We start from the raw sequence: 25907 nt of genomic DNA, 5'->3' as shown, positions 1-25907 counted from the left end.
GCAGCAGCAGCCAGGTGCCGACCGCCACGAACAGCAGCCACCACAGCACGGTGACCTTCAGCGTGATGAACCCCAGATCGATGTCGCTGGCGAACACCGCCTTGGCGCTGCTGAACCCGTCCAGCGAGCTGGTGTTCGGCGTGGCCACCGTGCCGGTGACCAGCTTGGTCACGCCCAGGTTGACGCCCTGCAGGATGAAGAAGGTGGACAGCGTGATCAGGAAGCTCGGGATCCCGGTGCGCATCACCAGATAGCCGTTGACGGCTCCGACCGCCAGCGCGATCAGCAGGCTCACCAGCACGCCGACCCACATGTTCAGGCTGAACTGGAAGCAGAACATCGCCGCCGCCAGCGCCGAGGTGGTCACCGCGACACCGGCGGACAGGTCGAACTCCCCGCCGATCATCAACAGCGCCACCCCCACCGCGACGATGCCGATGGTCGAGGAGGCGTACAGCACCGTCGCCAGCGCCGGCAGCGTCCGGAACGGCTCGGCGACCGCGTAGAAGAAGGCGAAGATCACGATCGCCGCGGCCAGCGCGCCGATCTCGGGACGGCCGAGCACCCGCGACACGAGTGATCGCTGGGCGCGGCCCGCGGGTGCGGCCGGAGGTGCGGTGGACGGCTTCGCCGCCACGGATGAGCTCATCGCGTGCTCCAGGGTCGGGAGGACGGGGCGGGGGGAGCCGGGCCGTCCCGGCTCCCCCCGAGTGGGCTACCGGGTGTTGTTCTGCGCGTACTCGACGATCTGGTCGATGTTGCTCTCGTCGACCAGGGACGGGCCGGTCAGCACCGGGCCGCCGCCGCCGATGTCGTTGCCGTTGGTGAGGTTCAGCCACAGCGAGGTCACGGCCATGTAGCCCTGCACGTAGGGCTGCTGGTCGACGGAGAAGAGGATGCCGCCGTCCTGGATCTGCTGGGCCACGTCGGCGTTGAGGTCGAAGGTGGCGATGTTGGCCTGGCTGCCCGCGTCGGTCTTGGCCTGCTGGGCGGCCAGCGCGATGTCGGCGCCGAGGGCCACCACGTTGGTGATCGAGGGGTCCTCCTGCAGCTTGGCGCCGATGGTCTGCTGCACCGCCGGCAGGTCGCGGCCGTTGACGTAGAGCACCTCGGTGTCGGGCTGGGTCTTCGCCACGCCGGCGCAGCGGGCCTCGAGCTGGACCTGGCCCTGCTCCTGGATGACGCACACGGTGTGGCCGGGGCTCTCCGCGGCGAGCTTGGTGCCGACGGTCTGCCCGGCGAGGTCCTCGTCCGAGCCGAAGTACATCGAGACGCCGTAGTTCGTGTAGTCGTTGATCCCGGCGTTGAACGCGACCGTCGGGATGCCGGCGTCGACCGCCTTCTGCACGTTCGGCCCCACGGCGTCGGGCGTGGGCAGCGTGGTCGCCATCCCGTCCACGCCCTGGTCGATGGCGTTCTGCAGGAGCGTCGACTGCTCGCCGGCGTCCTGGTTGTTCGAGTAGTTGAGCGTGATGTTGTGGTTCGCTGCCGCCGCCTCGGCACCGGCGCGGATCTTGTCCCAGAACGTGTCACCCGGGGCCTCGTGCGTGATCATCGCGATGGTGTAGCTCTCGCCCTCGGCAGCGGCTCCGCCTTCCGCGTTCTGGGCCCCGCCCTCGCTGCTGCACGCGGCCAGTGCCACGGTGGCAGCGCTGACCGCCACCACCGCCTGCAGCGATCTCCGGGTGCTCCTCATGCGTGACTCCTCGTCGGGATCGGCCACCGTGCTGGCGGCTGCGGTGTGCCCGGACCCGGTCGACGACCCCCGCAGCGTCGCCTGTATGTCTGGACATAATTACATGCAGCAATGTGACACGGCCCACTAGCGACGTCAAGCCTCCTCCGCCTCGACCGCCACGCCTAGGCGTCCGGCCCGACCGGGCGAGCGCCGGCCTCAGCCCGCCGGGACGTCGACCCGCGTGCCGCTCGCCGCGGAGGCGGCGATCGCGTCGAGGACGACCGCCGCACGCACGGCGTCGGAGAGGGCGGCGCCAGTGGGACGGCCCGCCACGACCGAGGCCAGCAGGTCGCGGAGCTCGACGACCTTGAGGTCGTCGTAGCCCATCGCGATCCCGGCACCGGGCTGAAGGCGGCGTACTCCCCCGCGTCCGGCCTCACCAGGACGGTGGCGACCGGCTGGTCCTGGGCGGCCGGCCCGCGGCTGAGCTGCAGCTCACCCATCCGCCGGAAGTCCCAGGCCAGGCGGCCCGCCGTCCCGTGGACCTCGAACCCGTAGGCGTTCTGCTCCCCCACGGCCACCCGGCTGGCCTCGACCGCCACCCGGGCGCCGGTCGACAGCCGGAGCAGCGCGGCGACGTGGTCGTCGTTCTCCACCTGCCCGGGCACGCCGTCGGCCGCGACGCTGTGCCCGGACGTCGCGCCGGTCGGGCGCAGCCGCTCGGCCACGAAGACGGCCGAGTCGGCGAGCACGGAGTCGACCTCGCCATCGAGGTCGAACCGGACGAGGTCGACGGCGTGCGAGGCGAGGTCGCCCAGGACGCCGTTGCCGCCCCGCGCCCGCTCGTAGCGCCAGGTGAGGGCGCCCTCGGGCGCGGCGGCGTAGTCGCTCAGGAACGCGAACCGGGCGTGGGTGACCCGGCCGATCGCGCCCTCCCCCATCAGGCGGCGGGCCAGGGTCACCGCGGTGGTCGCGGCGGCGAACCCGAACTGCGCGGCGGCCTGCTCGGCCCGCCCGCGCACCTCGTCGGCGACCGCCACGAGCTCCGGCACCAGGCCGACGTCCGGGAAGTGGTGCCGGAGGCGGGCGTGGGCCTGGGCGTGCACCCGCCCCATCCAGCCGAAGCCGATGACCCCCACGCCGATCGTCCCCATGAGCGTCCCCTCCGCGGCCCGCCGCGGGCGCGAGCCTAGGACCAGGAGGAGCCGCAGGGCAGGCGGGAGCGCCGGGCCGCGCTCAGGTCAGGGCGCGCACGGTGAGCAGTTGCTCGCTGCGCCCCACCGGGCCGGTGCGGTCGTGCAGCACGCTGGTGGTGAGACCGGCACCGTCGGGCCCGAAGACGACGGTGGTGTCCAGGCCCACCCAGGGCCCGACGGGCTGCCGGTGCAGGTGGACGGTCAGGTCGACGTTGGGGAACAGCCACTCCCTCGGCGACCGGCGTACGGCGATGCCGTTGGCGGTGTCGACCAGGCCGACGAACCGGGCCAGCTCGCTCACCGGCTCGTCGGCGACCAGGGCGACCGGGGTGGCCAGCCACACGGTGGCCCGCCCCGGCTCGGGCGCGTGCAGCGGGCGCACGTCGAGCGAGGCGATGTAGCCACCGGGCCACACGCCCGACAGCTCGGCCGGCGCCAGACCGTCCGGAGGGGGGAGGGAGCCGGGTCCGCCGCCGGCCACCGACCGGGTGTCGGACCGCGCCAGCCGCCACGCGCGGGCGCGCAGCACGGCGCGCCCGCCGGCCACGGCGACGGCCTCGAGCAGCTCGATGGTGCGCCCGGGGCGCACCACCTCGACGGAGACGTCGACCTCGCCGATCGGGACGACGCCGAGGATGTCGAAGGTGATCCGGGCGGTGGCCAGACCGTCGGCGGCCGCGCCGGGTCCGGCGGCGCGCACCGCGACGAACCGGTCGAGCACGTGCACGAGCAGGCCGTTGAGCGGGCTGACGTGCTGCTCGGTCACCGACCACGCGCCGCCGGTGTGCTCGGTGGCCCGGAACCGGTCGGGGGCGAGGCGCTCGAAGTAGGCCGGCGGCGCTTCGGGCGGGACGGGGGCGGGCATGCTCGGCCTCCGGGCGGGGTGGCGGGGCCACGCGAACGGGGTGTGCCGAGGATGCCAACCGGGACCCGGGACGGGCACCGTGGGGCGACTCACCAGTTGGTCGGTGCAACGATTTTGGACCCTGGACGCCATGGCGGTCGACCGGTCCCCCCGCGCCCTCGTCCCCGTGCTGGTCTTCGTGGGGACGGTCGTCGCCGTCATCAGCAGCCTGGGTGCGCCGCTGGTGCCGGCGGTCGCCGAGACGATGCGGACGACGCTGCCGGGCGCGCAGTGGTCGCTGACCGCCACGCTGCTCGTGGGCGCCGTGGCCACACCGGTCGTCGGGCGGCTCGGCGACGGCCCGCACCGGCGCGGGGTCGTCCTCGCCGTCCTCGCGGTCGTGACCCTGGGCGCGGTGCTGGCCGCCCTGCCGCTGGGCCTGGGCTGGCTGGTCGCGGGCCGCGCGCTGCAGGGCGTCGGGCTGGGCCTCACCCCGCTGGCCATGGCCACCGCCCGCGAGGCGCTCGAGGGCGACCGCTCGCGGTCCACCATCGCCGTGCTGTCGGTGACGGTGGTCTCCGGCGTCGGCCTCGGCTACCCCCTGGCGGGCCTGGTGGCCGAGCTCGGCGGGCTGCACGCCGCGTTCTGGGCCGGCGCCGGGGTGAGCCTCGCGGCGCTGCTGGCCTGCGCCGCGGTCCTGCCGCCGTCGACGGCGGCCCCGCGGGGGCGGCTGGACGTCGTCGGCGCGGTCCTGCTCGGCGCCGGAGTGGCCGGGCTGCTGTTCGCCCTCGGCCAGGTCGAGGTGTGGGGGTGGGCCTCGCCGCTGCTGTGGGCGCTCGCCGCCGGCTCGGCGGTCGCGCTGGCGGCCTGGGTCGGCTGGGAGCGCCGCACGGCCTGGCCCCTGGTCGACCTGCGCCTGGCCCGCGGCCGCCCGGCGCTCACCGCCCACGCGGCGGCGCTGCTGGTCGGGTTGTCCCACTACCTGCTGCTCACGGCCGTGCCCGTGCTCGCCCAGGCCCCGGTGTCGGAGCGCGCGGGCTTCGGCACCTCCATCGTCGTCGCCGGGCTGACCCTCCTGCCGTTCTCGGCGGCGAGCGTGCTGGGCGGGCGGCTGGCCCGGCTGCTGGCCGACCGCGCGGGCCGGCACGTCGTCCTCCCGGTCGCGGCGGGCGTGCAGGGTGCGGCGTTCGTCCTGTTCGCCCTGCTCCGCTCGGACCTCTGGCAGCTCTTCCTGGTCATGGCCGTCGCCGGCCTGGGCGTCGGGGCCGCGTTCACGGCGTTCCCCGCGCTCGTCGTCTCCGCCGTCCCGCCGTCGGAGAGCGGGAGCGCTATGAGCCTCAACCAGGTGCTGCGCTACGTCGGCTTCGCGCTCGGCAGCGCCCTCACCGCCACCGTGCTCGCCGCTGCTCCGTCCTCCGGTGCGGCGGCACCGGCCGCCGGCGGCTACACGGTGCTCGCCGTCGTCGGCGCCGCGGTGTGCGCGACCACCGCGCTGGTCGCCTGGCTCGGACTGGGGTCCCGCCGCGCCTCGCCCGAGCGGGCCGCGACCCCGGGCGGGCAGCTCTCGGCGCGGTAGGGGGGTCGCCACCGCTGCTGTCACGCGGTCCCCCGGTCGGGATCCCGGGCCGGCAGGGCGGCGATCAGGGCGGCGCCACGCAGGAGGGCGCGCGAGCGGGCGTCGACGTCGGCGTCCCGGGCGGCCAGCGTGGCCACCACCTCCTCCCACCGCCGGGCCCGGCGCAGCTGCGGCAGCAGCACCCGCAGCGCGCCGATGCCGTAGCCGGCCTTGCGTAGCTGGGAGACGATCCGCGCGTCGCGGACGTCCCCCGGCGCGTAGGTGCGCGCGCCGCCGGACGACCGGCGGGGCACCACGAGACCCTCGGCGTCCCAGTGCCGCAGCGTTGACGTCCGGACGCCGAGCGCACCGGCGAGCTCGGCGGGGCCCATCGTTGTCCGACGGCCGGGGCTCGTCGATCGGCTCGGCCGCGATGGCGGCGGCCGCCTCCCTCGCCAGCGCGACCTCCCGCCGCTCGGTGTGCAGCCGGGCGTGCGCCGCGTCGAGGAGCGCCAGCAGCTGCGACGGCGGGTCGTCGTACGCCGCCCGGAGCAGCTGCCTGGCCTCGACCGGGCCGATGGCGGCCGCGACGGCGCGGTAGGCCAGGACGGCGTGGACGTGCGCCTCGGTCCAGCTGCGGTAGCCCGAGCCGGTGCGCGGCACGGGCGGGAGGACGCCGTCGCGCTCGAGGTCCCGGACGTGCTGCACCGAGTACCCGGCCCGCCTCGCGACGTCGACCGTCCGCAGGCCGCACTGGAGACTCTTCACGTCGTCCTCTCGGTCGAGACCGCCCAGGTCTCCACAAGCACTTCAAGGCCACACTCGAAGGCATGAGGATGGAGGAGGTCATCGCGCACGTCGAGGGCCTGGGCGGGGTGCTGACGCTCCGGCCGCAGCCCGGCGACGGGTCGCCGGAGGTCAGCTGGGGCGACGCGTTCCTCTACTACGCCCCCGACGGGGTGGTCCCCAGGACGCAGCCCTTCGCCACCGTCGTCACGAAGGACTACCCCGGCGACGAGTCGTCGCGGCTGGACCGGCCCGGCGCGTTCCGCGTCAACGTCGCCGCCGGCAGGGACGAGTACCGCCGGTGGACCGGCTCGGACCCGCGGGAGGGCGCACCCTCCGACGTCGACCCGAGCACCCCGGACGTCGTGATCCCGCACCCCGTCTACGGCTCCCTCGGCTGGCTGGCCGTCGTCGAACCCGGCCCTCGCACGGAGGCCGCGCTCCGCGACCTGCTCCGGACGGCGCACGCCCTCGCGCGGGCCCGCCACGACCGCCGGGCCGCGACGCCGTAGGGCGTCACCGGGGTGGTGTCTAGGGGTGGGCTCCCCCGCCGGGGTGGCGGTCCCGCTCGCGGCTGCTCGCCTCCACCGGCTGCCATCGTCGTCGGTTTTGTTGGGGATAACGGATAGGCGCCGGGGTCCGTGGCCGCGAGACGTGCGACGGTGTGCAGCCACACCCGCCGCCGGCCAGGAGGAGCGCCGCCATGACCGCACCGGACCGCGAGGAGTCGCTACGCGCCCTGTACCAAGCCTTCAACGCCCGCGACATCGAGACGGTGCTGGCCGGCATGACGCCGGACGTCGACTGGCCCAACGGCTGGGAGGGCGACCGGGTCGTCGGGCACGACGCCGTCCGCCGCTATTGGGAGCGCCAGTGGGCCGAGATCCGCCCGCGGGTCGAGCCGACCGGCATCCGGGGGCGCCCCGACGGCACGGTCGAGGTCGGCGTCCACCACGTGGTCCGCGACCGGGGCGGCGCCCTGCTCGCGATCGCCGACGTCCGGCACGTCTACACCTTCGCGGGCGGCCTCGTGCAGCGGATGGACGTCGAGCAGTAGCCGCCGGGCGCACCCGGCGCCGTCAGCGCGGTCGGGGCGGCGCTGCGCCCGCAGGGGTCTCGGCCACCGCGTCGGCGAAGCGGGTGAGCACGGCGGCGAGCAGGTGCACGTCCTCGGCGGGCCACCCGGCGACCACGCCGCCCAGCCAGCCGAGTCGGGCGGCGGTCGCCCGCGCCCGCAGTGCCCGCCCGTCGTCCGTCAGCACGAGCGCGGCCCGGCGCCCGTTCACCCGGGAGGCCGTCCGGAGGACCAGCCCGGCCGTCGCCGCCCGGTCCACCATCCGGCTGGCGGTGGATGGCTCGACGTCGAGGAAGGCGGCCACGTCGCCGACCGTCACCTCGGCGGTGTCCGGCTCCGTCCGGGCGCAGGCCTCCACCACCAGCACGCTGGACATCTCCACGCGCCGGCCGAGGTCGTCGACGACGTGGGCCCTCGACGCCGTCCACAGCCGGCGGAGACGCACGAGGGCCTCGTCGAGCGCCTGCAGGTCGTCTGCCACGTGTGTACCATACACATGATGTGATCGGCGCAGGTCGAGGAGGCGGTGCACCGTGCGGGTGGCGGTACTCGGGGCGACGGGGGCGACCGGTCGGCTGGTGGTGGACGAGCTGGTCCAGCGGGGTCACACCGTCGTCGCGCTCACCAGGACCCCGGGCCGAGGAGGACGGGGAGCCGTGAGCTGGGTGCGCGGGGACGCCCGCGACCCGGCGGCCCTGCGCGCCCTGCTCGACGGCGCCGACGCGGTCGTGTCCGCGCTCGGTCCGCGCCGGGGCGACACGACCCTGCACCGGGACGTCGCGCCGCTGCTGGTGACCGCGATGCGGGACGCCGGGGTGCGGCGGTTCGTGAGTGTGAGCGGTGCGGGGATCGACGTCCCCGGCGACCGCAAGTCGCGGCGCGACCGCCTCGTCTCCGCACTGCTGCAGCGGCTCGGCGGGGAGGCCGTGCGGGACAAGGCGCTGGAGCGGCGGGTGTGGGCCGACAGCGGCCTGGACTGGACGCTGGTGCGGCCCCCGCGGCTGGTCGACCGACCGCCGACCGGGCAGGTCGAGCACTCGGCCCACACCTCGCCACGCCGCACCTCCATCCCGCGGGCCGACCTCGCCGCCTTCCTCGCCGACCTCGTGACCCGGCCGGACTACGTGCAGCGGGCGCCCCTGGTCGCCGGGCGGTGACCGGTCGGCGTTCGATGCGGGCCGTACGGCTCGTCCGCACCGGCGGGTCGGTCGTGCCGCGGGTCGTCGAGGCGCCCGCGCCCGCGGCCCCGGCGGGCGGCCAGGTGCTGGTGCGGGTGGCCGCGTCGAGCGTCAACGGCACCGACCTCGGGCTGCTGCGCGGGGGGCGGCTCTTCCGCGCGCTGGGGGCCGGCCGCGTCGCCCCGGGGTTCGACGTGGCGGGCGAGGTCGTCGCGTGCGGGCCGGCCGTGACCGGCTTCGCCGTCGGCGACCGGGTCATGGCGCTCATCGGTCACACCGGTGGCGGGATGGCCGAGCTGGTCCTCCTGCCGCAGCGCCACGTCGCCCGCGCGCCCCGCACGGTCGACCTCGAGCGGGCGGCCGGGATCCCGCTCGCCGGGCTCACCGCGCTGCAGGCCCTGCACGGCCGGGCCGCCCTGCACACGCGCACCGCCCCACGGGTCCTGGTCGTCGGGGCGGCCGGGGGGATCGGCGCCTACGCCGTGCAGCTCGCGCGGCTGGCCGGCGCCTCCGTCACCGCGATCACCGACCCCGCCCGCGCGGACCTCGTCCGGGACCTCGGCGCCTCGGTCGTCGTCGACCGGCACCGGGACGACGTCCTCACCGGCGGCCCGCAGTGGGACGTGGTGCTCGACGCGCCCGGCGCGCTGCGGCTCGCCGCCGTCCGGCCCTCGCTGAGCCGCGACGGTGTCCTGGTCTCGACCCGGCCGCTGTCCCCCGACGCGGTCCGGGGGCTCCTCCCGGGCTCCGGGCCGCGCGCGACCGCCATCGCCACCCGGCGGTCCCCGGTCGACCTCGCCTACCTCGCCCACCTCGTCGACACGGCCCGCCTGCGCGTCCCGCTCGACCGCGTCGTGGCGCTGGCGGACGTGGCGTCGGCCTTCGAGCACGCGGGCTCCGGGCGACTGCGCGGCAAGGTGGTGGTCTCGCTGGCCGCGCGGCAGTAGCCCGGAGGGGCGGCGCCCCCTCGTCGAGGACGCCGCCCCCCGTGTGCCGCGTTCGTCAGCCGGCCGCCATGGCCCGCGGGGTGGCCGAGGCGACGAGCCGCCGCAGCTCCGCCAGGTCGAACGCGCCGCCCATGGCGAGGAAGCCGGCCCGGTTGGGGTGCAGGTGGTCGCCGGGGCCGCCCACCGACGTGTTGGTGTCGTAGGCGGGCAGCAACCGGCTGGGGTCGGCCGGGTCCTCGGTGGCCGCCGCGAAGTCGACCACGGCGTCGAACACACCGCTGGTGCGGATGAAGTCGTTCACCGCCCGGCGCTGCGCGTCGGTCTCGGGCGTGCCGTAGTTCGCCAGACCGTCCTCGGCACCGCCCGAGGGCGTCAGCGTCGCCCCGATGACCGGGATCCCGGCGGCGTGCACGCGGTCGGCGATCTCCGCCATGCCGGCGATGACCTCGGCCGCGGTCGCACCGCCGCCGCCGAGGTCGTTGATGCCCTCCAGCAGGACGACGGCGCGCAGGCCGGGCTGGCTGAGCACGTCCTCGTCGAGCCGGTCGACGGCCGGGGGCCCGTCGCACGGGGTGCAGCCGCCCTCGAGGCGCCCCACCCGGGTGACCATGTTGCCGGCGATGCCCTGGTTGACGACCGAGACGACCTCCTCGTCGTCCTCGGCCAGCAGGCGGCGCTGCAGCACGTCGGGCCAGCGGTCGTCGCCGTTGATGGTGGAGAAGAAGCCGTCGGTGATGGAGTCGCCGAGGGCGACCACCGTCCCGGCGTCCTCCCGCTGGACCTCCAGCCCGGTCAGGAAGAACCAGCTCGTCGTCGAGTGCGGGAACGCCTCGTCGGTCAGATCGCCGGTGTGGTCCCCGGAGCCCGGGTCCGTGACGTAGGAGGTGGTGAAGGACGCCGCGTGCCAGGTCATCGGCCCACTGGCCCCGTCGACGTGCAGGCTCACCGCCACGTTCGACCGCTGCGCCTCGGCGTCGGAGAGCTCCATCGGGACGACGTCGCTGTGCACCTCGTCACCGGGCTGCAGGGTCACCGACGGCGAGCCGTCGAAGGTGAGCTGCTGCTCGGTGCCGGGGACGACGGTGGCGCCACGCTGCTGCAGCGCGGCGGTCGCGCGGCCGAAGGTCACCGGCTGCGTGCCGAACCGGTTGCTCAGCTCGACCCGCCACTCGTCCCCGCCGATGCCCGGGTGCACGACCATGCGCAGGGTCTGGTCCTGCGCCTGCTCGTCGGGGAAGGCGTGCTCGAGGAGCGGCTGCTCGACGCCGGGCACCGCCTCACCGAGCGGCCCCGGCTGCCCCACCGCGTAGCCGAGCGGGTAGACGCCCTGCGGCGCGGTGGTCCAGGCCGCCACCCACGGCTCCGCGCCGGGGTCCTGGTGCGTCGCCGGCGGCGCCTGCTGCGGGACGACCGCGAGCGCCGGTGCGGCCAGGACGACGCACCCGGCGGCCGTGAGGACGACTGTCGTCAGGGATCGCACTCTCATGCTGTTCCTCCTCGAACCAGCGACCCCGATCGGGGTCTGAGGCGTGGCGGGAGGCTAGGGAGCCCGCGGGGAGCGGTGACAACGGCGCTCGTCCGACGATGTCGAACGGCGCTGTCGGCAGTGCGTGTCGCTCCTGGATCACCCCGCCTCAGTCCGCGTCGGCCCAGGACCGGACGATGGCGACGTCGAGCGGGAAGTCGACGGGGAAGTCCCCGAACAGCAGCCGGCCGGCCGTCGCGGCGGCGCGGCGCACCTCCTCGGCGACCGCGGCCGCGGACTCCCCGGGGGTGTGGACGACGACCTCGTCGTGCAGGAAGAAGACCAGGTGCGGCCGCTGCTCCACCGGGCCGGCGCCGCCCAGCCGCCACAGCCGGTTGCGCAGGTCGGCCAGCCAGCACAGCGCCCACTCCGCACCGGTGCCCTGGACGACGAAGTTGCGGGTGAACCGGCCCCAGGCGCGGCGGTGCCGGTCGCGCTCCTCCGGCGTGCCCGGGACCTCGGCCGGCTCGCCGAGTGCGACGGCGCGCGCGGCCCAGGCGCCGGTGGGCCGCGGCGAGCCGCGGCCGAGCAGGGTGTGCACCACCTCGCCGCGTTCCCCGGCGCGGGCGGCCTCCTCGACGAGCCCGATGGCCCGCGGGTAGCGGCGGACCAGCCGGGGCAGCACGCGGCCGCTCTCCCCCCGCGTGGCGCCGTACATCGCGCCGAGGATGGCGACCTTGGCCTGCGCCCGCGTCTCGACCGCGCCGCCGGCCACCATGCCCTCGTACAGGTCGGCGGCCCGGGCGGCCTCGGCCATCGCGTCGTCCCCGCTCATGCCCGCGAGCACCCGCGGTTCGAGCTGGGCGACGTCGGCGACGACGAGCCGCCAGCCGTCGTCGGCCACGGCGGCCGGCCGCACCTGGACCGGGACCGACAGCGCGCCCCCGCCGTTGGACGCCCACCGACCGGTCACCACGCCGCCGGGCACGAACGACGCCCGGAACCGGCCGTCGCGCACCCAGGTGTCCAGCCAGGCCCAGCCGTTGGCGGTCAGCAGCCGGGCGAGCCGCTTGTACTCCAGCAGCGGCGGGACGACGGGGTGGTCGAGCTGCTCGAGCGTCCAGGAGCGGGTGTCCTCCACCGCCAGCCCGGCGGACCGCAGCGCCGCCAGGAGCGCGCCCGGCGAGTCCGGGTTCAGCTCGGGCGCCCGGAGCGCCGCACGGACCTCCCCGGCCAGCGCCTCCAGCACCGCCGGCCGCTGCCCGGAGGGCGGGCGTGGCCCCAGCAGCCCGGTGAGCAGGCACTCGTGGACGTCGGCCCGCCACGGCAGCCCGGCGTGCGTCATCTCGGCCGCCACGAGCGCCCCGGAGGACTCGGCCGCAACCAGCAGCGCCAGCCGCGCCCGTTGCGGCGAGGCGGCCACCGCGGCCTGCTGGCGCTCGTGCTCGGCGACCGGGTCGAGCGCGTCGGCGGGGTCCTCGAGCGGGAAGAGCGCCGGGTCGGCCGGAGGCAGCGGCTGCAGCGCGTCCCAGCCGGCGGTCTCCCCCGCGGCCAGCAGCGCCTGGTCGGCGAACGGTGAGCGCCGCAGCACCGCGTGGGCGAGCCGCAGGTCGGTGCACCGCTCGACCCGGACCCCCGCGGCCAGTAGGCCCGGGTACCAGCGGGAAGTGTCGTCCCACACCCAGCGGACCGGCACGCGCTCCCGCTCCCGGACGAACCCCGCGACCTCCCCGGCGGCCAGCGCGGTGACCTGCACCGTCGTACCGTCGTCGGCGCACTCCCGGGCCTCGACGGCTCCCCCGGCCCGGCGCACGAGGACGACCCTGTTCACCGCCGCAGTCTCGCCGCCGGCGCCGACAGGTCGTGCGCACCCCGGGCGGGGCGTCCGTTCGCATCGCCGGCGAGCGGCTCCCTCAGGGCACCGATCCGGCCGGGACGACCCACTCGGTGGACTGGCCGGTCACGGCCGCGACGCCGTCGTAGTCCCCGTCGTAGTGCAGGACGGTCACCCGGTGCCGCTCGGCCACCGCACTGATGACCAGGTCGGCCAGCCCGACGCCGCGCCACCGGCCGGCCTCGGCCAGGGCCGCCTGGACCTGCAGCGCGCGCTGCCAGTCCTCGTCCTCGGTGGGCAGGTACTCGTAGGCGAGCCGCCGGTCGGCCCGGACCTGGCGGTACTCCCGCGGGGATCGGGCGCTGTACAGGGCCTCCAGGTCCAGGGCGGCGCAGGTGGCCAGCAGCCCGGCGGACAGCAGGGGGACGACGCGGTCGGCCACCGGCGGGGCGGGCGCCCTCGCGGCCGCGCTGGTGTCGAGCAGGTAGCGGGCGACTACCGCCATGCCCGGTCCCGGTCCTCGCCGCCGGCGAGCAGGGCCGAGGACCCGTCGAGCAGCCGCTCCACCTCGCGCCGGCGGGCGGCGGCAGCAGCCGCCTCGCGCAGCGCCCGGCCGACGGTCTCCTTGATCGTGGAGGTCGACAGCGCCGCCCGAGCCGCGTCGAGGTCGGCGTCGTCGATCTCCACCAGGCGCTTCGTCACGAGCGTCAGTATATACACGTACGCCCACTTCGTATATCTACGTCGGGGCGGCTGGCGTGCCGCTGTCGCCCTCGACGTCGTCGCCGGCGCGGCCGTACCGACACTGCTCCGCCGACCCGGCACGCGGCCCGGACGACGGCGCCGTCTCCGCTGGCACGATGGGGCCCCGTGCGGAGGGAGGCGGTGCCGTGACCCTGCCCGGCCGCCCCGCCCGCGGGCTCCCCCGCCCCGCCGCCGGCCCGGGCCGGCTCCGGCGGCCGAGCCACACGGTCGAGCGCGTCTCCCGGGTCGTCCTCCTGCTCGTGGTGCTGCTCTCCGTCCCGGCGGCGCTCGTCGCGGGGACCGCCGTCCGGTCCGACCTCGCGGCGCGCGCCGAACGGCAGGCCGGCGAGCGCACGCAGGCCACCGCCGTCGCCACCGCGGACGCCGCGGCCCCCGCCGACGCGCCGCCGCGGACCCGCGTGCCCGTCCCGGCGCGGTGGACGTCCCCGGACGGCGTCGTCGTCACCGGCGCCGTCCCCGCGCGTCCGACCACGCGCGCCGGGGACGCCCTGACGATCTGGACGACGTCCGACGGCCGGCCGGCCGACGAGCCCATGACCGCCGCGAGGGTATGGCGCAGCACGCTGGTGCTGGTCGGGGTGGGGTGGGCCGGCGGGCTGGCGGCGGCCGTCCTGCTGCACGTCGCGCTGGGCCGGCTGCTGGACCGGCGCCGCGACCGCCAGTGGACCCGCGAGTGGGCCCGCGTCGAGCCGGGGTGGAGCCGCCGCCTGCCCTGACCGGGCCGCCGGGCCGGCCGGGCGCCCGCGCCCTAGGGTCCCGGACGTGCGCCCGACGCCGGGGCGCCGCCGCTGCCGCCGACCCCGTGAGGTGTCCTCGTGTCCGTGTCCGATGCTCCCGCAGCCGCCGAGCAGGTCGCCGTCCGCGTCCTGGGCGGGCCGACGACGCTGATCGGGTACGGCGGCCTCCGGTTCCTCACCGACCCCACGTTCGACGGCCCGGGCGAGTACCCGCTCGGCGGCGGCCGCTCGCTGACCAAGACCGCGCCGTGCGCCGTCGACCCGGCCGAGCTCGATCCCGTCGACGCGGTACTGCTGTCGCACGACCAGCACCCGGACAACCTCGACACCTCCGGCCGCGCCCTGCTCGCCGGCGTCCCGCTGGTCCTCACGACCCGCAGCGCCGCGGCCCGCCTCGGCGGGGCCACGCGCGGCCTCGCCCCCTGGGACGCGGTGGAGCTCCCCCGGCCGGACGGCGGCAGCGTCACGGTGACCGCGACACCGGCGCAGCACGGGCCCGAGGGGTGCGAGCCGGTCACCGGCGAGGTCGTCGGCTTCGTGCTGACCGCGGTCGGCCTGCCGACCGTGCACGTCAGCGGCGACAACGCGTCGCTGGACGTCGTCCGCGAGATCGCCGACCGGGTCGGCCCGGTGGACACCGCGGTGCTGTTCGCCGGCGCCGCCCGCACCGCCCTGTTCGACGGCGCGCTGCTCACCGTCGACGGCACGCGCGCCGCCGAGGCGGCCGCGATCCTCGGCGCCCGCCGGGTGGTCCCCGCCCACTGCGACAGCTGGGCGCACTTCAGCGAGACGCGGGACGACGTGGTGGCCGCCTTCACCGCGGCCGGCATCGCCGACCGCCTGCAGCTGGACTGACCCGGCGGCGGTCACGCGCGGAGCAGGAGGGACGGCCGTGCCCCACCCCGATGACGAGCGCCTCGCGGCGCTGCGCGAGCGCACCCGCGCGCTGTGCGCGCGGTTCCCGGACGCCTACTGGCGGGAGACCGACCGGGAACGCCGCTATCCGCAGGAGTTCGTCGACACGCTGACCGCGGCCGGCCTGCTCGCGGTGCTCGTCCCGGGCCGGTACGGCGGCGCCGGGCTGGGAGTGACCGAGGCGTCGGTGGTCATGGAGGAGGTCAACCGGTCCGGTGGCCACTCCGCCGCCTGCCACGCGCAGATGTACACGATGGGCGCGCTGCTGCGGCACGGCAGCGACGCGCTCAAGGCCACCCACCTGCCGTTGATCGCCCGGGGCGAGCTGCGGCTGCAGGCGTTCTCCGTCACCGAGGCCGACGCCGGCTCGGACACCACCGCCATCGCCACCACCGCCACCCGCGACGGCGACGAGTTCGTGATCACCGGGCACAAGAACTGGACCAGCCGGATCGCCGAGTCCGATCTCGCCCTCGTGCTGGCCCGCACCAGCGAGCGGGGCCCCGACCGGACGCACGGACTGACGCTGTTCCTGGTCGACCTGCGCCGGGTACGCGCCGAGCAGCCGGAGGCCCTGGAGGTCGTGCCGGTGCGCACGATGTTCAACTACGCGACCAACCAGGTGCACTACCGCGGGATGCGGGTGCCCGCCGACCACGTCATCGGCCGGGTCGACGCCGGCTTCCGCTACGTCATCGACGGCTGGAACGCCGAGCGGATCCTGCTCGCGGCCGAGGCCGTGGGGGACGGCTACTGGTTCGTCGACCGGGCGGTCGCCTACGCGAACGGGCGCGAGGTCTTCGGGCGCCCGATCGGCGCCAACCAGGGCGTGCAGTTCCCGCTGGCCGACGCCTACATGAAGGTGCGTGCGGCGGACCTGATGCGCTACGAGGCCGCCCGGCTCTTCGACGCCGGCGAGCCGTGCGGAGCCGAGGCGAACATGGCCAAGCACCTGGCCTCGGAGGCCAGCTGGGCCGCGGCCAACACCGCCCTCGACACGCACGGCGGCAACGGCTTCGTCGACGAGTTCGACGTCGAGCGCAAGTTCCGCGAGACGCGGCTGTACCAGGTCGCCCCGGTCAGCAACAACATGGTCAAGGCCTTCGTCGCGACCCGGGTCCTGGGGCTGCCGCGGTCCTACTGACCGGGTGCCGCGATCCTGCCACGACGCTCCGCCGGGCTCCTGTCCCCTCGGCCGCTCGGCCCCTGTTCACTCACGGAAGCAGGGGCGGAGCGTCCGGAGGGACCCCTGAGGCGGAATCGAGGACGCGGCGGGGTCGCGCGGGCTTGTCGGTGCCGGCGGCGAGGATGGCCGCCGTGGTGGCCTTCTTCCTCCCCCGGGCGAGCGACGACGAGCAGGCCGAGCGGCTGTACGAGGCGCTCGCCGAGTTCGCCGGCTGCGAGCCCGCTCCCCCGGGACGGCGCGTGCACGCGATCGCCTTCGGCCAGGACCGCGCCCGGTGGGTCGCCGAGGTCGGGGCGGAGCTGTCCGGCGAGCGGACGACGCAGCAGCTCCGGCGCGGGGAGCTGATCGAGCGCACCGAGACGCTGACCTCGGCCACCCGGGTGCTCGCCGTCTACCCGGGCCGCCCGTTCGTCGTCGTCACCGACGCCCAGCCGATCACCGGAACCCCGTCGGAGTGGGCCAACCCGTTCACGGCCGAGCCCGACGAGGTGACCCTGTTCGACGCGCCGTGAGCCGCGGGCCGCGCCGAGATGCGGCCGGGCGCGGTCACCGGCCCCCGGTTGACGACCACGAGGCGCACCTCGTCCGGCACGCCGCCGAGTGGCGGGTCGTCGTGGTCCCGGGCAGCCGGACACCACGACAGATCGCCAGTCGGCGCCCGAGGCGCGGGGGATGCAGTGGCGGCCCGGGTCCCGAGGAGCGACCCGGGCCGCACGGACGGGGGCTCAGGGGACGAGGATCGCCCGGCCCCGGACCTTCCCGGCGTCGAGGTCGCGCAGCGCGTCCACGGCCCGGTCGAGCGGGTACTGCTGGGTGTGCAGGGTGACCTTCCCGGCCTGCGCGAGCACCATCAGCTCGGCCAGGTCGGTGTAGGTCCCGACGATGTTGCCGACGATGTTCTTCTCCCCGGCGACGAAGTCCAGCGTGGGGATCCGCAGCTCGCCGCCGTACCCGATGACGTAGTACGAGCCGGCCGGGCCGGTCATGTGCCAGCCGTCCATCTCCGCGCCCTGCTCGGCGACGAAGTCGAAGACGACGTTGGCACCCCCGCCGGTCAGGTCCTGGACCGCCTGCACCTGGTTGCCGTCGGCGACCACGGTCTCGTCCGCGCCGATCTGCCGGGCGAGCTCCAGGGCGTCGGGGTTGCGGTCGACGACGACGATCCGGGTGCCGGAGAGCGCGGCCAGGCACTGGACGCCGATGTGGCCGAGGCCGCCGGCGCCCTGGACGACCGCCGTCGTGCCCGGGTGCAGCAGCGGCAGCGCCTTGCGCACGGCGTGGTAGGCGGTGATGCCGGCGTCGGCGAGCGCGGCGACGTCGGCGGGGTTGGTGGACGGGTCGAGCTTCACGCAGGCGCGCGCCGTGGTGCGCAGGTATTCCGCCATGCCGCCGTCGTTGTTCGACAGCCCGGGGAAGAAGGCGTTCTCGCACTGCATGTCCCGGCCGGCGCGGCAGGGCATGCACAGGCCGCAGCTCGGGTGCGGGTGCAGGATCACGGTGTCGCCGACGGCGACGTTGGTGACCCCCTCCCCGACGGCGTGCACCCACCCGGCGTTCTCGTGCCCGATCACGTAGGGCAGGTCCGGGTTCTGCAGCTCGGCCCACTGGCCCTCGAGGATGTGCAGGTCGGTTCGGCAGACCCCGGCGCCGCCGATCTTGATCACGACGTCGAGCGGACCCTGGATCTGCGGTTCGGGGATGTCGTCGATCCTGGGGTCGGCGTGGTACTCGTGCACGCGGACGGCCTTCATCGGGCGGTTCCCTCCGAGACGGTGAGCGGGAGCAGGGGACGGTCCTCGGGTCGGGGGGCCTGGTCGGCCTCCGAGCCCGGGTACCGGGTGGTGAGCAGACCCCGGCAGAAGTGCGCGTTGCCGTCGACGGAGATGCGCACCGAGCGGGCGCGGCGCAGCACCAGCTCCGCCTGCCGGGGGTCCGGTCGGGTGCCGTCGTCGTGGACGAGCACCGGGGCCGAGTCGTCGACGGGCAGGCCGAGGGTCGCCCGCCGGCGCAGCAGCGCGTCGGTGGTGTGCTCTCCCGCCGGCAGGTCGCCGAGGGTGAGCGCCGCGACGTCCACCGCCGGGTCGGTGCGGAGCAGGGCCGTGATCGCGCGCTCCATCGCCGCGGTGTGCGCCTTGCGCTGGAAGGTGGCCCGCAGCTCGTCGAGCGACTCCTCCGCCTCGTGCCCGAAGGTGCCCCGGTAGCCCAGCCCGGCCGCCATGCCGCGGTTGATCAGGTCGGAGTCGTGGTGGTCGTCGAGCTCGACCACCACCGACCTCACCCCCGGGACGGCCGACACCGCGTCATGGGCGTCGGAGACCATCAGCCAGGCGAAGTTGGGCGCGCAGAACGAGGTGGGCAGCCGCAGGTGCACCTCGACGGCACAGCCCTCGACGGCAGAACCCTCGACCGACACCGACCGGACGAAGCCGACGTCGGTGATCGGTTCGTCCAGCTCGGGGTCGACGACGGTGCCCAGGGCCGCGCGGACCTCGGCCTCGGTCACGGTCAGGTCGGGGAGGACGGCGGTCATCGGCGTCCCCCTCAGACCGAGGTGAGGTCGGCGGCCGCGGGCTGGCGCGGTCCGGTGGCCGTCTCGTCGGCGTCGGGCAGCTGCAGGTGCGCGGGCACCGGCAGGTCGTAGAGCTTGGCCGCGTTGAGGCCGAGCACCTTCTTCTTCTGCGCGGTGGTGATCGGGGCGTACTCGGTCAGGTCCTCGGGGATCTGGAAGTCCACGAAGCGCTCGACCAGCCACTTGGGCGTCCACAGCGCGTAGTCGCTGGAGAAGAGGATGCGGTCCTCGCCGAGCCAGTAGAGGAGCTCGCCCATGATCTGCGCGAAGTAGCGCGGCCGGGTGTGGATGAACGGCATCGCGACGGCCAGCCCGGCGTACACGTTGGGCTCCTGGGTGGCGATCCAGCAGAAGTCCTCGAGCCGCGGCAGCCCGCAGTGCTCGACGATGAAGTTCAGGTCGGTGAAGTCCGTGGCCGCGTGGTCGACGTCGGCGACGTCGAAGGCGTCCCGGTCCAGCGGGCGGATGGTCGGGCCCTTGTGGATGTGGATGTTCTTGATGCCCAGCTCACGGCAGGCCTCGAAGTAGCGGTAGGCCATCGGGTCGGTGAGCTTCCAGCCGCGGGACTCGCCGTGCCAGTCGGCGGTGTAGAGCTTCGCGCCCTTGAGGTGCATGCGCTCGGCGTTCGCGCGCAGCGCGTCCAGGCCGTTCTCGCCGTCGCGCGGGTCCCAGTAGTGGTTGTAGGTCAGCTTGTCCGGGTGGGCCTGCGCCAGGGCGAGCGCCTCCTCGGTCTGGCCGAACCCCCGGTGGTAGAACTCGGCCAGCCGGGCCGGCTGGAAGATCGCGTGGTCGACGATGTCGTCGACGAAGACGTCGCGCATCAGCCGCTCGCCGCCCTGGTAGAGGTACTCCTCGTAGCCCCAGAGCTCGGACTCCGGGCTGAGGTTGCGGTGGTAGTCGTAGAAGCAGTCGATGAACTGCTTGCCGTGGATGTTGCGCTGGTTCTCCGGCCGCGCGTCCCATAGGGCGATGTGGGAGTCCACGACGTAGTACTGCTCGCCGTCCTTGCTGTACATCTCCGGCCTCCGTCGGCTCGCTGTGAGAGCGGTCACGCTCCCTGGCCGACGACGTTAGGCACCCGTCCACCTGCTGCGGAACTGCTCGCTGTCTCACTTTGGGACGCGGCCCGGCGGAACCGACGCGTACAGTCCGGTGTGGCACAGCGCACACATCCCAGCAGAGGGAGGCGCACCGTCGACCTGGGCCGGGACGAGGTGTCCCCGCTGTCCGACCCCGCGCTGGTCGGGCGGACGGCGGCTCCCCGGCTGCGCGCCTCGTGGCGGCGCAGCCAGGGCTACGGCGTGCCGCAGGACGAGGTCGTCCCGGTCTTCTCCGGCACCCCGGACACCGGGTCGCTGCTCTACGAGTGCGCGCACCGGGTGCTCACCGACCTGCAGGCCACCATCCCCAACGAGCCGGTCAGCCTGATGGTGGCCGACTCCGAGGGCTTCGTCCTCGCCCGGCTCGGCGACGACCCCGACATCCGCCGGTCGCTGGACCGGGTGCACCTGGCGCCCGGGTTCTCCTACAACGAGCGCAACGCCGGTACCAACGGCCTGGGGCTCTCCCTCGCCGACCGCGCGCCCTCGCTGGTGCGGGCCGAGGACCACTACTGCACCGACCTGCGCGGGTACACCTGCGCGGCCGCCCCGGTGCTCGAGCCGGTGACCGGCGAGCTCGCGGGCAGCATCAACCTGACGACGTGGTCGGCCGCCTCCTCGGGGCTGCTGCTGGGGCTGGCCCAGACGGCGGCCAACGCCACCAGCGCGCTCATGCTGGTGCGGGCCGGCGGCCGGGCGGTGCGGCCGGCGCCGCGCGGCGAGGTCTTCCACGTGCTCGGCAGTCACCTCGCCCCGGACGCCGGCGACCCCTGCGTGTCTGCGGCCTAGCGGGCCGCCGTCGACGAGGCGCAGATCGCCGTCGACGCGGGGCGGGTGACGACCGTCGTCGGCGAGCCCGGAGCGGGCAAGGCCACGCTGGCCGCGCTCGCCCGCCGCCGGCTCTCCCCTCGGCTGCGGATCCTGCACGCGCGGGCGCCCGAGAGCGGCGACGTCGCGGCCTGGCTGGAGTTGTGGACCCCGGAGCTGCGCGACGCGGACACCTGCGTGATCGCCTCCGGGCTGCAGCACCTGCCGGCGTGGGCGGCCGGTGAGCTGGCGCAGACCCTGACCGCGGTCCGGCGGGCCGGGTCGCCCCAGCCGTTCGTGCTGGCAGCGCCGGAGTTCGCCGCGATCCCCGGGCAGCTGGCCCTGCTGGCCGACGCCGTCGTCGAGGCCCCTCCCCTGCGGCTGCGGCCCGACGACGTCCTGCCGCTGGCGCACCGGTTCGCCCGCCGGGAGCGGCACCGCGCGGTGGACTTCACCTCGCGCGCCGCCCGCGCCCTGACCGGCTGCGCCTGGCCGGACAACGTCCGGCAGCTGCGGCGTGTGGTGCGCGAGGCGGTGACCCGCGCGGACGTCGTCGACGTGCACCACCTGGCGCCGGAGGTCCTCGACGGGGGCAGCCGCCCGCTCGGCCGGCTGGAGCGCCTGGAGCGCGACGAGATCGTCCGCTGCCTCACCCGGCCCGGGACGACGGTGACCCGGGCCGCCGAGGAGCTCGGCATCGGCCGCGCTACCCTGTACCGGAAGATCGCCCAGTACAAGATCGCGGTGCCGCCCCGGTCGACCGACTGAGCCCGGCGGCTCAGCGGACGGGCAGGGGGACGGCGACCGGATCCGGGAACGAGTGGTCGCCGAAGAGCACCCGGCGCGCCGCCGCCCGGCCGAGCGGGGTGCGCAGCAGCGGGAACGCCGCCGCCGACATGGCCGGCGTGCGCAGCCGGGCCAGCCCGCGGCGCAGCAGCAGCCGGCCCCGGAAGCGGGCCCGCAGCGCCGCGCCGTCGTAGCCGGCCAGCGGGTCCGGCCGCCCGGTGCGCAGTGCGGCGTCGAGGACGTCGGCGGCGTGCTCGGACAGCCGCAGGCACGGGTCGAGGCCGCCCGCGGTGAGCGGGGACACCGCTCCCGCGGCGTCCCCCACGAGCAGCCCGTCGGGACAGCCGATCCGGCGCAGCAGGCCACCGACCGGGATGGGGCCGCCGCGCCGCTCCACCTGCTCAGGGCGGCCGGCGCGGGGCAGGCCCGGCGCGGTGGCGGCGAACCGGTCCAGGGCCCGGCGCATGCCACCGGGGAAGCGGTCGGCGTAGCCGGCGACGCCGACGTGGGCGTGCCGCCCGTCGTTGACGACCCAGGCCAGGTAGCCGGGGGCGAGCGAGGGGTCGAGCACGCAGTGGAAGGCCGGCGGCTCGCCCGGGTCCGGGACCGCGAAGACCTCCTCGGCGCCGACCAGCAGGTGCCGGTTCCGGTCCAGGCCGAGGTCCCGGGCCACCCGTGACCGGGCCCCGTCGGCGCCGACGAGGAAGCGCGCCCGCACCCGGACCCGCCCGTCGGGCCCGGCCAGCAGGTGTCCGCCGTCCCGTCGGCCCTCGTACCGGGTGGCCAGGACGATCCGCACCCCGGCAGCGGCCGCCGTCCGGGCCGACGCGGCGTACAGCGGACCCATGTCGCCCACGCGGAACTCGTCGCGCTCGCTGTCCAGGACGACCGGGCGGCGCAGCCCCGGCGGGTAGAGCAGCACCCGCCGGATGGGCGGCCCCAGGCACCCAGGTGGGAGGGCGAAGTCGTCGAGCGTCTTGCGGACGAAGATCCCGGTGGTGCGGATCGCGCCGGTGAGGGTGGGCCGCCGGTCGACCAGCAGCACGTCGTGTCCGCGGCGGGCGAGCAGGGTGGCCGTGTGCAGCCCGGCCAGCCCGGCGCCGACCACCAGCACGTCGACGTCGTCGCTCACCGGGCGGCCTCGTGCGGGGCGTGCGGCGCGCCGTGCTCGTCGGGGACCCACTCGAGCAGGTCGCCGGGCTGGCAGTCGAGCACCCGGCACATGGCCTCCAGGGTGCTGAAACGGACCGCCTTGGCCCGGCCGTTCTTGAGCACCGCGACGTTCGCCGGGGTGAGCCCGACGCGCTCGGCGAACTCCCCGACGCTCAACTTGCGCCGGGCCAGCTCGACGTCGATGCGGACCACGATGGGCATCAGATGACGCCTTCCAGATCCGTCCGCAGGGCCGTGGCCTGCTGGAGCAGGGCCCGCATCACCACCACGAGCAGCCCGACCACGGCCCCGGCGACGAGCAGCAGCAGGAGCACGACCGGCGGGCCGGGGAGACCCACGCTGACCAGGGACCACACGAGGGTGCCGAGGAGGAGCAGCTCCGCGGTGGCGATCGCCGCGACGATGGCGTCCACCCACACCATGGACGCCGGGCTGAAGATGCGGTCGTCCTCGACCAGGGTGAGCAGCTGCCAGGTGCACACGATCACGACCTGGACGCAGCCCAGCCCCAGCACGGCGACGCCGAGCGTCGGCCACCGCAGGTGCGCCAGCTCCGGCGAGTCCGCCGCCATCGCCCCCGACAGCGCCGGCAGGAACACCAGCTGAGCGAGCAGCAGGGCGGCGAACGCCACCGCGAGCAGGAACCGGAGTGGGCCGACCACCCGACGCGTCGTGATCACGCATCGATACTCGACAAACACCTATCGAGAGTCAATAGGTGACACGCGGACGGGCGCCGGGCGGCCGGCGCCCGCGTTCAGCGCGCGCCCTCGTCCAGCACCGCGGCCAGCGCCTCGACGGCCCGGTCGAGGTCGTCCGGCTCGACCACGAGCGGCGGGGACAGCCGGATCGTCTGCCCGTGCGTGTCCTTGACCAGCACGCCGCGCTCGGCCAGCCGCTCGCACGCGTCGCGCCCGGTCATCAGGTCGGGATCGATGTCGATCCCGGCCCACAGCCCGCGGCTGCGCACCGCCCGGACGCCGCGCCCGACCAGGCCGTCGAGCCGGTCGCGCAGCCGCACGCCCAGCGCCGCCGCCCGCTGCTGGTACTCGCCGGTCGCCAGCAGGCCCACCACGGCGGAGCCGACCGCCGCCGCCAGCGGGTTGCCGCCGAACGTCGACCCGTGGCTGCCGGGCGTCAGCACGTCGAGGACGTCGCGGCGGGACACCACCGCCGACACCGGGACGATGCCGCCGCCGAGGGCCTTGCCGAGGAGGTAGACGTCGGGGATTACGCCCTCCAGCTCGCAGGCGAAGGTGGCCCCGGTCCGGCCCAGCCCGGACTGCACCTCGTCGGCGATGAACAGCACCCCGGCGTCGGTGCACGCCTGCCGCACCGCGGCGAGGTAGCCGGGGGGCGGCACGACGACACCGGCCTCCCCCTGCACCGGCTCGATCAGCACGGCGACGGTCTCCGGGGTCAGCGCGGCCCGCAGCGCGTCGGCGTCGCCGTAGGGGACGACGGTGAAGCCGGGGGTGAAGGGGCCGAAGCCCTCGCGCGCCGACTCGTCGGTGGAGAAGCTGACGATCGTGGTGGTGCGGCCGTGGAAGTTGGCCGCCGCGACGACGATCTGCGCCCGCCCCGCCGGGACGCCCTTCACCTGGTACCCCCAGCGCCGGGCGACCTTGATGCCCGCCTCCACCGCCTCGGCCCCGGTGTTCATCGGGAGCACCAGGTCCATGCCGGCCAGCGCGGCCAGGTCGCGGGCGAAGGGCCCGAGCCGGTCGTTGTAGAACGCGCGGCTGGTGAGCGTCACCCGCTCGAGCTGCTCGCGGGCCGCCCGGAGCAGGACCGGGTGCCCGTGGCCGAAGTTCAGCGCCGAGTACCCGGCCAGGCAGTCCAGGTAGCGGCGGCCGTCGACGTCGGTCACCCACGCCCCGTGCGCCTCCGCCACGACCACCGGCAGGGGCGCGTAGTTGCGCGCCGTCACCGACCGGGTCAGGGCCGCGTGCTCCCTCGAGGACAACCGGCTCTCCGTGTGCTGCAGCGCGACCATGGGGACCCTCCCGGGACTCGGACGGCGGACCGCGCGCGAGCCGGCCGCGGCGGCCGTGGGGGCTCGTGCACGATCGAGGTTAGGAGGGCCGGATGTCGCGATCAATGCGCTTCCGTTGCGTCCCGCGCGTCGATCCGTTGCGTGTCCGCGGCTACGGTGTCGCATGTGTTGCAGAGGACCGTGGACCGCCTGGACCCGCTCGACCGGCAGATCATCGGCTGCCTGACCCGCGACGCGCGGGCCACGTACGCCGTCATCGGCGACGAGGTCGGCCTGTCCGCGCCGGCGGTCAAGCGCCGCGTGGACCGGCTGCTGGCCGAGGGGGTGATCCGCGGCTTCACCGCGCTGGTCGACCCGGAGGTCCTCGGCTGGACGACCGAGGCCTACGTGGAGGTCTACTGGGAGGGGACGCCGGCGCCGCTGGAGTTGCGCCGCAGCCTGGAGAAGGTGCCCGAGATCGTCGGCGCGTGGAGCGTCACCGGCTCCGCGGACGCGCTGGTGCACATCCTGGCCGCCGACATCCCGCACCTGGAGGAGGCCATCGAGCGGCTCCGGCAGCAGCCCAACGTCCACCAGACCCGCAGCGAGGTCGTCCTCTCCCGGCTGATCGACCGCGCCCGCCCCTGAGGCTGCCGGCCGCCGCTCCCCGGCTCGGGCCAGGCCCGCCTCGTGGACGCCGATCGCGTCCGGGCCGTGAGGGTGCCACGGCCCACCGGCGGTCGAACGAGTGCCTCCACGACGCGGTCGACGCCTACCTGCTCCACGGCACGCTCCCGGCCGAGGGGACGACGTGCTGACGGACCGGACCGCCGGAGGTCGCCGTGGCCCGGCTCCCGGCGAGCTCAGCAGGCGCCCGCCCCAGCACGACGGCGCGGCCCGGCGGGCCCGGCCGTCACAGGCAGAAGGGGCAGCCCGTCCCACCGACCGCGACGGTGCGCAGGCAGCGGAGCAGCGGCCCCAGCCGGGTGCCCTTCGGGACCAGGGCGTGCGCGCCGGCGACCTCGGCCTCGGGCCGCACCTCCGGGCCCTCCCCGGTCAACACGATCACCCGGGCCTCAGGGTGGGCGGTACGCAGCGCCGCGGTGGCCGTCAACCCGTCCATCCCGGCCATGCAGAGGTCCATGAAGACGACGTCCGGGTGGAGCCGCGCCGCCGCCTCCACCGCCTGCGAGCCGTCGTCGCACTCCCCGACGACGGTGAGGTCGGCCTCCTCGGACAACGCGTCCGCGAGCGCTCTTCGCACGAGCGGGTGGTCGTCGACGAGGAGCACCCGGATGCCGGCAGAGCCGTCGCCGCCGCAGCAGTCCCCGGTCAC

31 protein-coding genes are annotated in these 25907 nt (G+C 75.6%); 13 read left to right on the top strand and 18 right to left on the bottom strand.

Annotation, left to right across the window (positions count from 1 at the left end; translation table 11 throughout):
* From BLW63_RS24515 to BLW63_RS24500, 4 genes are all read right to left on the bottom strand, one after another.
* Positions 1-649: ABC transporter permease (locus BLW63_RS24515; RefSeq protein ID WP_425284259.1), on the bottom strand; the 649-nt coding region annotated here is incomplete at its 3' end.
* 66 nt (positions 650-715) lie between these two features.
* Positions 716-1696, bottom strand: a complete 981-nt coding sequence (locus BLW63_RS24510; RefSeq protein WP_091162063.1) for a substrate-binding domain-containing protein — start codon at positions 1694-1696, stop codon at positions 716-718.
* 164 nt (positions 1697-1860) lie between these two features.
* Entirely contained in the window at positions 1861-2832 is a 972-nt protein-coding gene (locus BLW63_RS24505; RefSeq protein WP_211517285.1) for a Gfo/Idh/MocA family protein, read from the bottom strand.
* Positions 2833-2914: 82 nt separating this feature from the next.
* Positions 2915-3739 carry a thioesterase family protein gene (locus tag BLW63_RS24500; RefSeq protein WP_091162062.1) on the bottom strand — a complete coding sequence of 275 codons (825 nt, stop codon included), beginning with the start codon at positions 3737-3739 and terminating at the stop codon, positions 2915-2917.
* A gap of 130 nt (positions 3740-3869) precedes the next feature.
* On the opposite strand from BLW63_RS24500, the gene BLW63_RS24495 reads away from it, so the two are divergent.
* Positions 3870-5294, top strand: coding sequence for an MFS transporter (locus BLW63_RS24495; protein ID WP_091162061.1), 1425 nt, complete (start codon positions 3870-3872; stop codon positions 5292-5294).
* A gap of 20 nt (positions 5295-5314) precedes the next feature.
* On the opposite strand, the gene BLW63_RS27580 is transcribed toward BLW63_RS24495, so the two are convergent.
* Positions 5315-5665, bottom strand: a complete 351-nt coding sequence (locus tag BLW63_RS27580) for a MerR family transcriptional regulator (protein ID WP_211517284.1) — start codon at positions 5663-5665, stop codon at positions 5315-5317.
* A gap of 438 nt (positions 5666-6103) precedes the next feature.
* On the opposite strand from BLW63_RS27580, the gene BLW63_RS24485 reads away from it, so the two are divergent.
* Positions 6104-6571, top strand: coding sequence for a DUF6194 family protein (locus BLW63_RS24485; RefSeq protein WP_091162060.1), 468 nt, complete (start codon positions 6104-6106; stop codon positions 6569-6571).
* Between the two features lie 191 nt (positions 6572-6762).
* Positions 6763-7116 (top strand): nuclear transport factor 2 family protein, encoded by a 354-nt coding sequence (locus tag BLW63_RS24480; RefSeq protein WP_091162059.1) that lies wholly within the window; start codon positions 6763-6765, stop codon positions 7114-7116.
* Between the two features lie 22 nt (positions 7117-7138).
* Here the strand turns inward: BLW63_RS24480 and BLW63_RS24475 are convergent, their stop codons facing one another.
* Positions 7139-7615 (bottom strand): MarR family winged helix-turn-helix transcriptional regulator, encoded by a 477-nt coding sequence (locus tag BLW63_RS24475; protein ID WP_091162058.1) that lies wholly within the window; start codon positions 7613-7615, stop codon positions 7139-7141.
* Positions 7616-7667: 52 nt separating this feature from the next.
* Between BLW63_RS24475 and BLW63_RS24470 the strand changes: the two genes are divergently transcribed.
* Positions 7668-8291 carry an NAD(P)-dependent oxidoreductase gene (locus tag BLW63_RS24470; RefSeq protein ID WP_091162057.1) on the top strand — a complete coding sequence of 208 codons (624 nt, stop codon included), beginning with the start codon at positions 7668-7670 and terminating at the stop codon, positions 8289-8291.
* A gap of 14 nt (positions 8292-8305) precedes the next feature.
* A complete protein-coding gene (locus BLW63_RS24465; RefSeq protein ID WP_091162056.1) occupies positions 8306-9259 on the top strand; it encodes an NAD(P)-dependent alcohol dehydrogenase in 954 nt (317 codons plus the stop codon).
* A gap of 55 nt (positions 9260-9314) precedes the next feature.
* On the opposite strand, the gene BLW63_RS24460 is transcribed toward BLW63_RS24465, so the two are convergent.
* The 4 genes from BLW63_RS24460 to BLW63_RS24445 form a co-directional block, all read right to left on the bottom strand.
* Complete coding sequence (locus BLW63_RS24460; protein ID WP_091162055.1) at positions 9315-10745, bottom strand: SGNH/GDSL hydrolase family protein; 1431 nt, start codon at positions 10743-10745, stop codon at positions 9315-9317.
* A gap of 148 nt (positions 10746-10893) precedes the next feature.
* The gene (locus BLW63_RS24455; RefSeq protein WP_091162054.1) at positions 10894-12555 is read right to left on the bottom strand and encodes a bifunctional 3'-5' exonuclease/DNA polymerase; all 1662 of its coding nucleotides are present in this window, start codon (positions 12553-12555) and stop codon (positions 10894-10896) included.
* Positions 12556-12637: 82 nt separating this feature from the next.
* Entirely contained in the window at positions 12638-13063 is a 426-nt protein-coding gene (locus BLW63_RS24450) for a PIN domain nuclease (protein ID WP_091162053.1), read from the bottom strand.
* Positions 13054-13260: a hypothetical protein gene (locus BLW63_RS24445; RefSeq protein ID WP_091162052.1), complete on the bottom strand. Its 207-nt coding sequence runs from the start codon at positions 13258-13260 to the stop codon at positions 13054-13056. The genes BLW63_RS24450 and BLW63_RS24445 overlap by 10 nt, the downstream gene beginning before the upstream one ends.
* A 188-nt stretch (positions 13261-13448) precedes the next feature.
* Here BLW63_RS24445 and BLW63_RS24440 point away from each other — a divergent pair, with 188 nt between their 5' ends.
* From BLW63_RS24440 to BLW63_RS24425, 4 genes are all read left to right on the top strand, one after another.
* A complete protein-coding gene (locus BLW63_RS24440) occupies positions 13449-14039 on the top strand; it encodes an Rv1733c family protein (protein ID WP_091162051.1) in 591 nt (196 codons plus the stop codon).
* Between the two features lie 105 nt (positions 14040-14144).
* Positions 14145-14915: an MBL fold metallo-hydrolase gene (locus BLW63_RS24435; protein ID WP_091162068.1), complete on the top strand. Its 771-nt coding sequence runs from the start codon at positions 14145-14147 to the stop codon at positions 14913-14915.
* Positions 14916-14952: 37 nt separating this feature from the next.
* Positions 14953-16119, top strand: a complete 1167-nt coding sequence (locus tag BLW63_RS24430; protein WP_091162050.1) for an acyl-CoA dehydrogenase family protein — start codon at positions 14953-14955, stop codon at positions 16117-16119.
* A gap of 164 nt (positions 16120-16283) precedes the next feature.
* The gene (locus BLW63_RS24425; protein WP_211517283.1) at positions 16284-16673 is read left to right on the top strand and encodes a hypothetical protein; all 390 of its coding nucleotides are present in this window, start codon (positions 16284-16286) and stop codon (positions 16671-16673) included.
* Positions 16674-16886: 213 nt separating this feature from the next.
* On the opposite strand, the gene BLW63_RS24420 is transcribed toward BLW63_RS24425, so the two are convergent.
* Genes BLW63_RS24420 through BLW63_RS24410 form a run of 3 tightly spaced genes read right to left on the bottom strand, consistent with a single transcriptional unit; the run spans position 16887 to position 19746 of the window.
* Positions 16887-17912 (bottom strand): NAD(P)-dependent alcohol dehydrogenase, encoded by a 1026-nt coding sequence (locus BLW63_RS24420; RefSeq protein WP_091162048.1) that lies wholly within the window; start codon positions 17910-17912, stop codon positions 16887-16889.
* Positions 17909-18691, bottom strand: a complete 783-nt coding sequence (locus tag BLW63_RS24415) for a metal-sulfur cluster assembly factor (RefSeq protein ID WP_091162047.1) — start codon at positions 18689-18691, stop codon at positions 17909-17911. The genes BLW63_RS24420 and BLW63_RS24415 overlap by 4 nt, the downstream gene beginning before the upstream one ends.
* Before the next feature lie 11 nt (positions 18692-18702).
* Complete coding sequence (locus BLW63_RS24410; RefSeq protein ID WP_091162046.1) at positions 18703-19746, bottom strand: amidohydrolase family protein; 1044 nt, start codon at positions 19744-19746, stop codon at positions 18703-18705.
* A 138-nt stretch (positions 19747-19884) separates the two neighbouring features.
* On the opposite strand from BLW63_RS24410, the gene BLW63_RS28305 reads away from it, so the two are divergent.
* Both BLW63_RS28305 and BLW63_RS28300 read left to right on the top strand, forming a co-directional pair.
* Positions 19885-20619, top strand: coding sequence for a sigma-54-dependent transcriptional regulator family protein (locus tag BLW63_RS28305; RefSeq protein ID WP_244522786.1), 735 nt, complete (start codon positions 19885-19887; stop codon positions 20617-20619).
* Positions 20620-20664: 45 nt separating this feature from the next.
* Positions 20665-21405, top strand: coding sequence for an AAA-type ATPase lid domain-containing protein (locus BLW63_RS28300; RefSeq protein ID WP_244522785.1), 741 nt, complete (start codon positions 20665-20667; stop codon positions 21403-21405).
* Positions 21406-21415: 10 nt separating this feature from the next.
* Here the strand turns inward: BLW63_RS28300 and BLW63_RS24400 are convergent, their stop codons facing one another.
* From BLW63_RS24400 to rocD, 4 genes are all read right to left on the bottom strand, one after another.
* On the bottom strand, positions 21416-22555 hold the full coding sequence (locus tag BLW63_RS24400) for an NAD(P)/FAD-dependent oxidoreductase (RefSeq protein WP_091162045.1): 1140 nt from the start codon (positions 22553-22555) through the stop codon (positions 21416-21418).
* Positions 22552-22797 (bottom strand): helix-turn-helix domain-containing protein, encoded by a 246-nt coding sequence (locus BLW63_RS24395; protein ID WP_091162044.1) that lies wholly within the window; start codon positions 22795-22797, stop codon positions 22552-22554. The genes BLW63_RS24400 and BLW63_RS24395 overlap by 4 nt, the downstream gene beginning before the upstream one ends.
* On the bottom strand, positions 22797-23276 hold the full coding sequence (locus BLW63_RS24390) for a DUF2975 domain-containing protein (RefSeq protein ID WP_091162043.1): 480 nt from the start codon (positions 23274-23276) through the stop codon (positions 22797-22799). The genes BLW63_RS24395 and BLW63_RS24390 overlap by 1 nt, the downstream gene beginning before the upstream one ends.
* 77 nt (positions 23277-23353) lie before the next feature.
* Positions 23354-24592: an ornithine--oxo-acid transaminase gene (gene rocD / locus BLW63_RS24385; RefSeq protein ID WP_244522784.1), complete on the bottom strand. Its 1239-nt coding sequence runs from the start codon at positions 24590-24592 to the stop codon at positions 23354-23356.
* Positions 24593-24757: 165 nt separating this feature from the next.
* Here rocD and BLW63_RS24380 point away from each other — a divergent pair, with 165 nt between their 5' ends.
* On the top strand, positions 24758-25219 hold the full coding sequence (locus BLW63_RS24380) for an Lrp/AsnC family transcriptional regulator (protein WP_244522783.1): 462 nt from the start codon (positions 24758-24760) through the stop codon (positions 25217-25219).
* Positions 25216-25389, top strand: coding sequence for an alpha/beta hydrolase (locus BLW63_RS29130; protein ID WP_091162065.1), 174 nt, complete (start codon positions 25216-25218; stop codon positions 25387-25389). The genes BLW63_RS24380 and BLW63_RS29130 overlap by 4 nt, the downstream gene beginning before the upstream one ends.
* A 95-nt stretch (positions 25390-25484) precedes the next feature.
* Here the strand turns inward: BLW63_RS29130 and BLW63_RS24370 are convergent, their stop codons facing one another.
* The gene (locus tag BLW63_RS24370) at positions 25485-25907 is read right to left on the bottom strand and encodes a response regulator (RefSeq protein WP_170856954.1); all 423 of its coding nucleotides are present in this window, start codon (positions 25905-25907) and stop codon (positions 25485-25487) included.

This window comes from Geodermatophilus africanus (genome assembly GCF_900107105.1).
Taxonomy (GTDB): domain Bacteria; phylum Actinomycetota; class Actinomycetes; order Mycobacteriales; family Geodermatophilaceae; genus Geodermatophilus; species Geodermatophilus africanus.
This window is presented reverse-complemented; position numbering and strand designations above follow the sequence as displayed.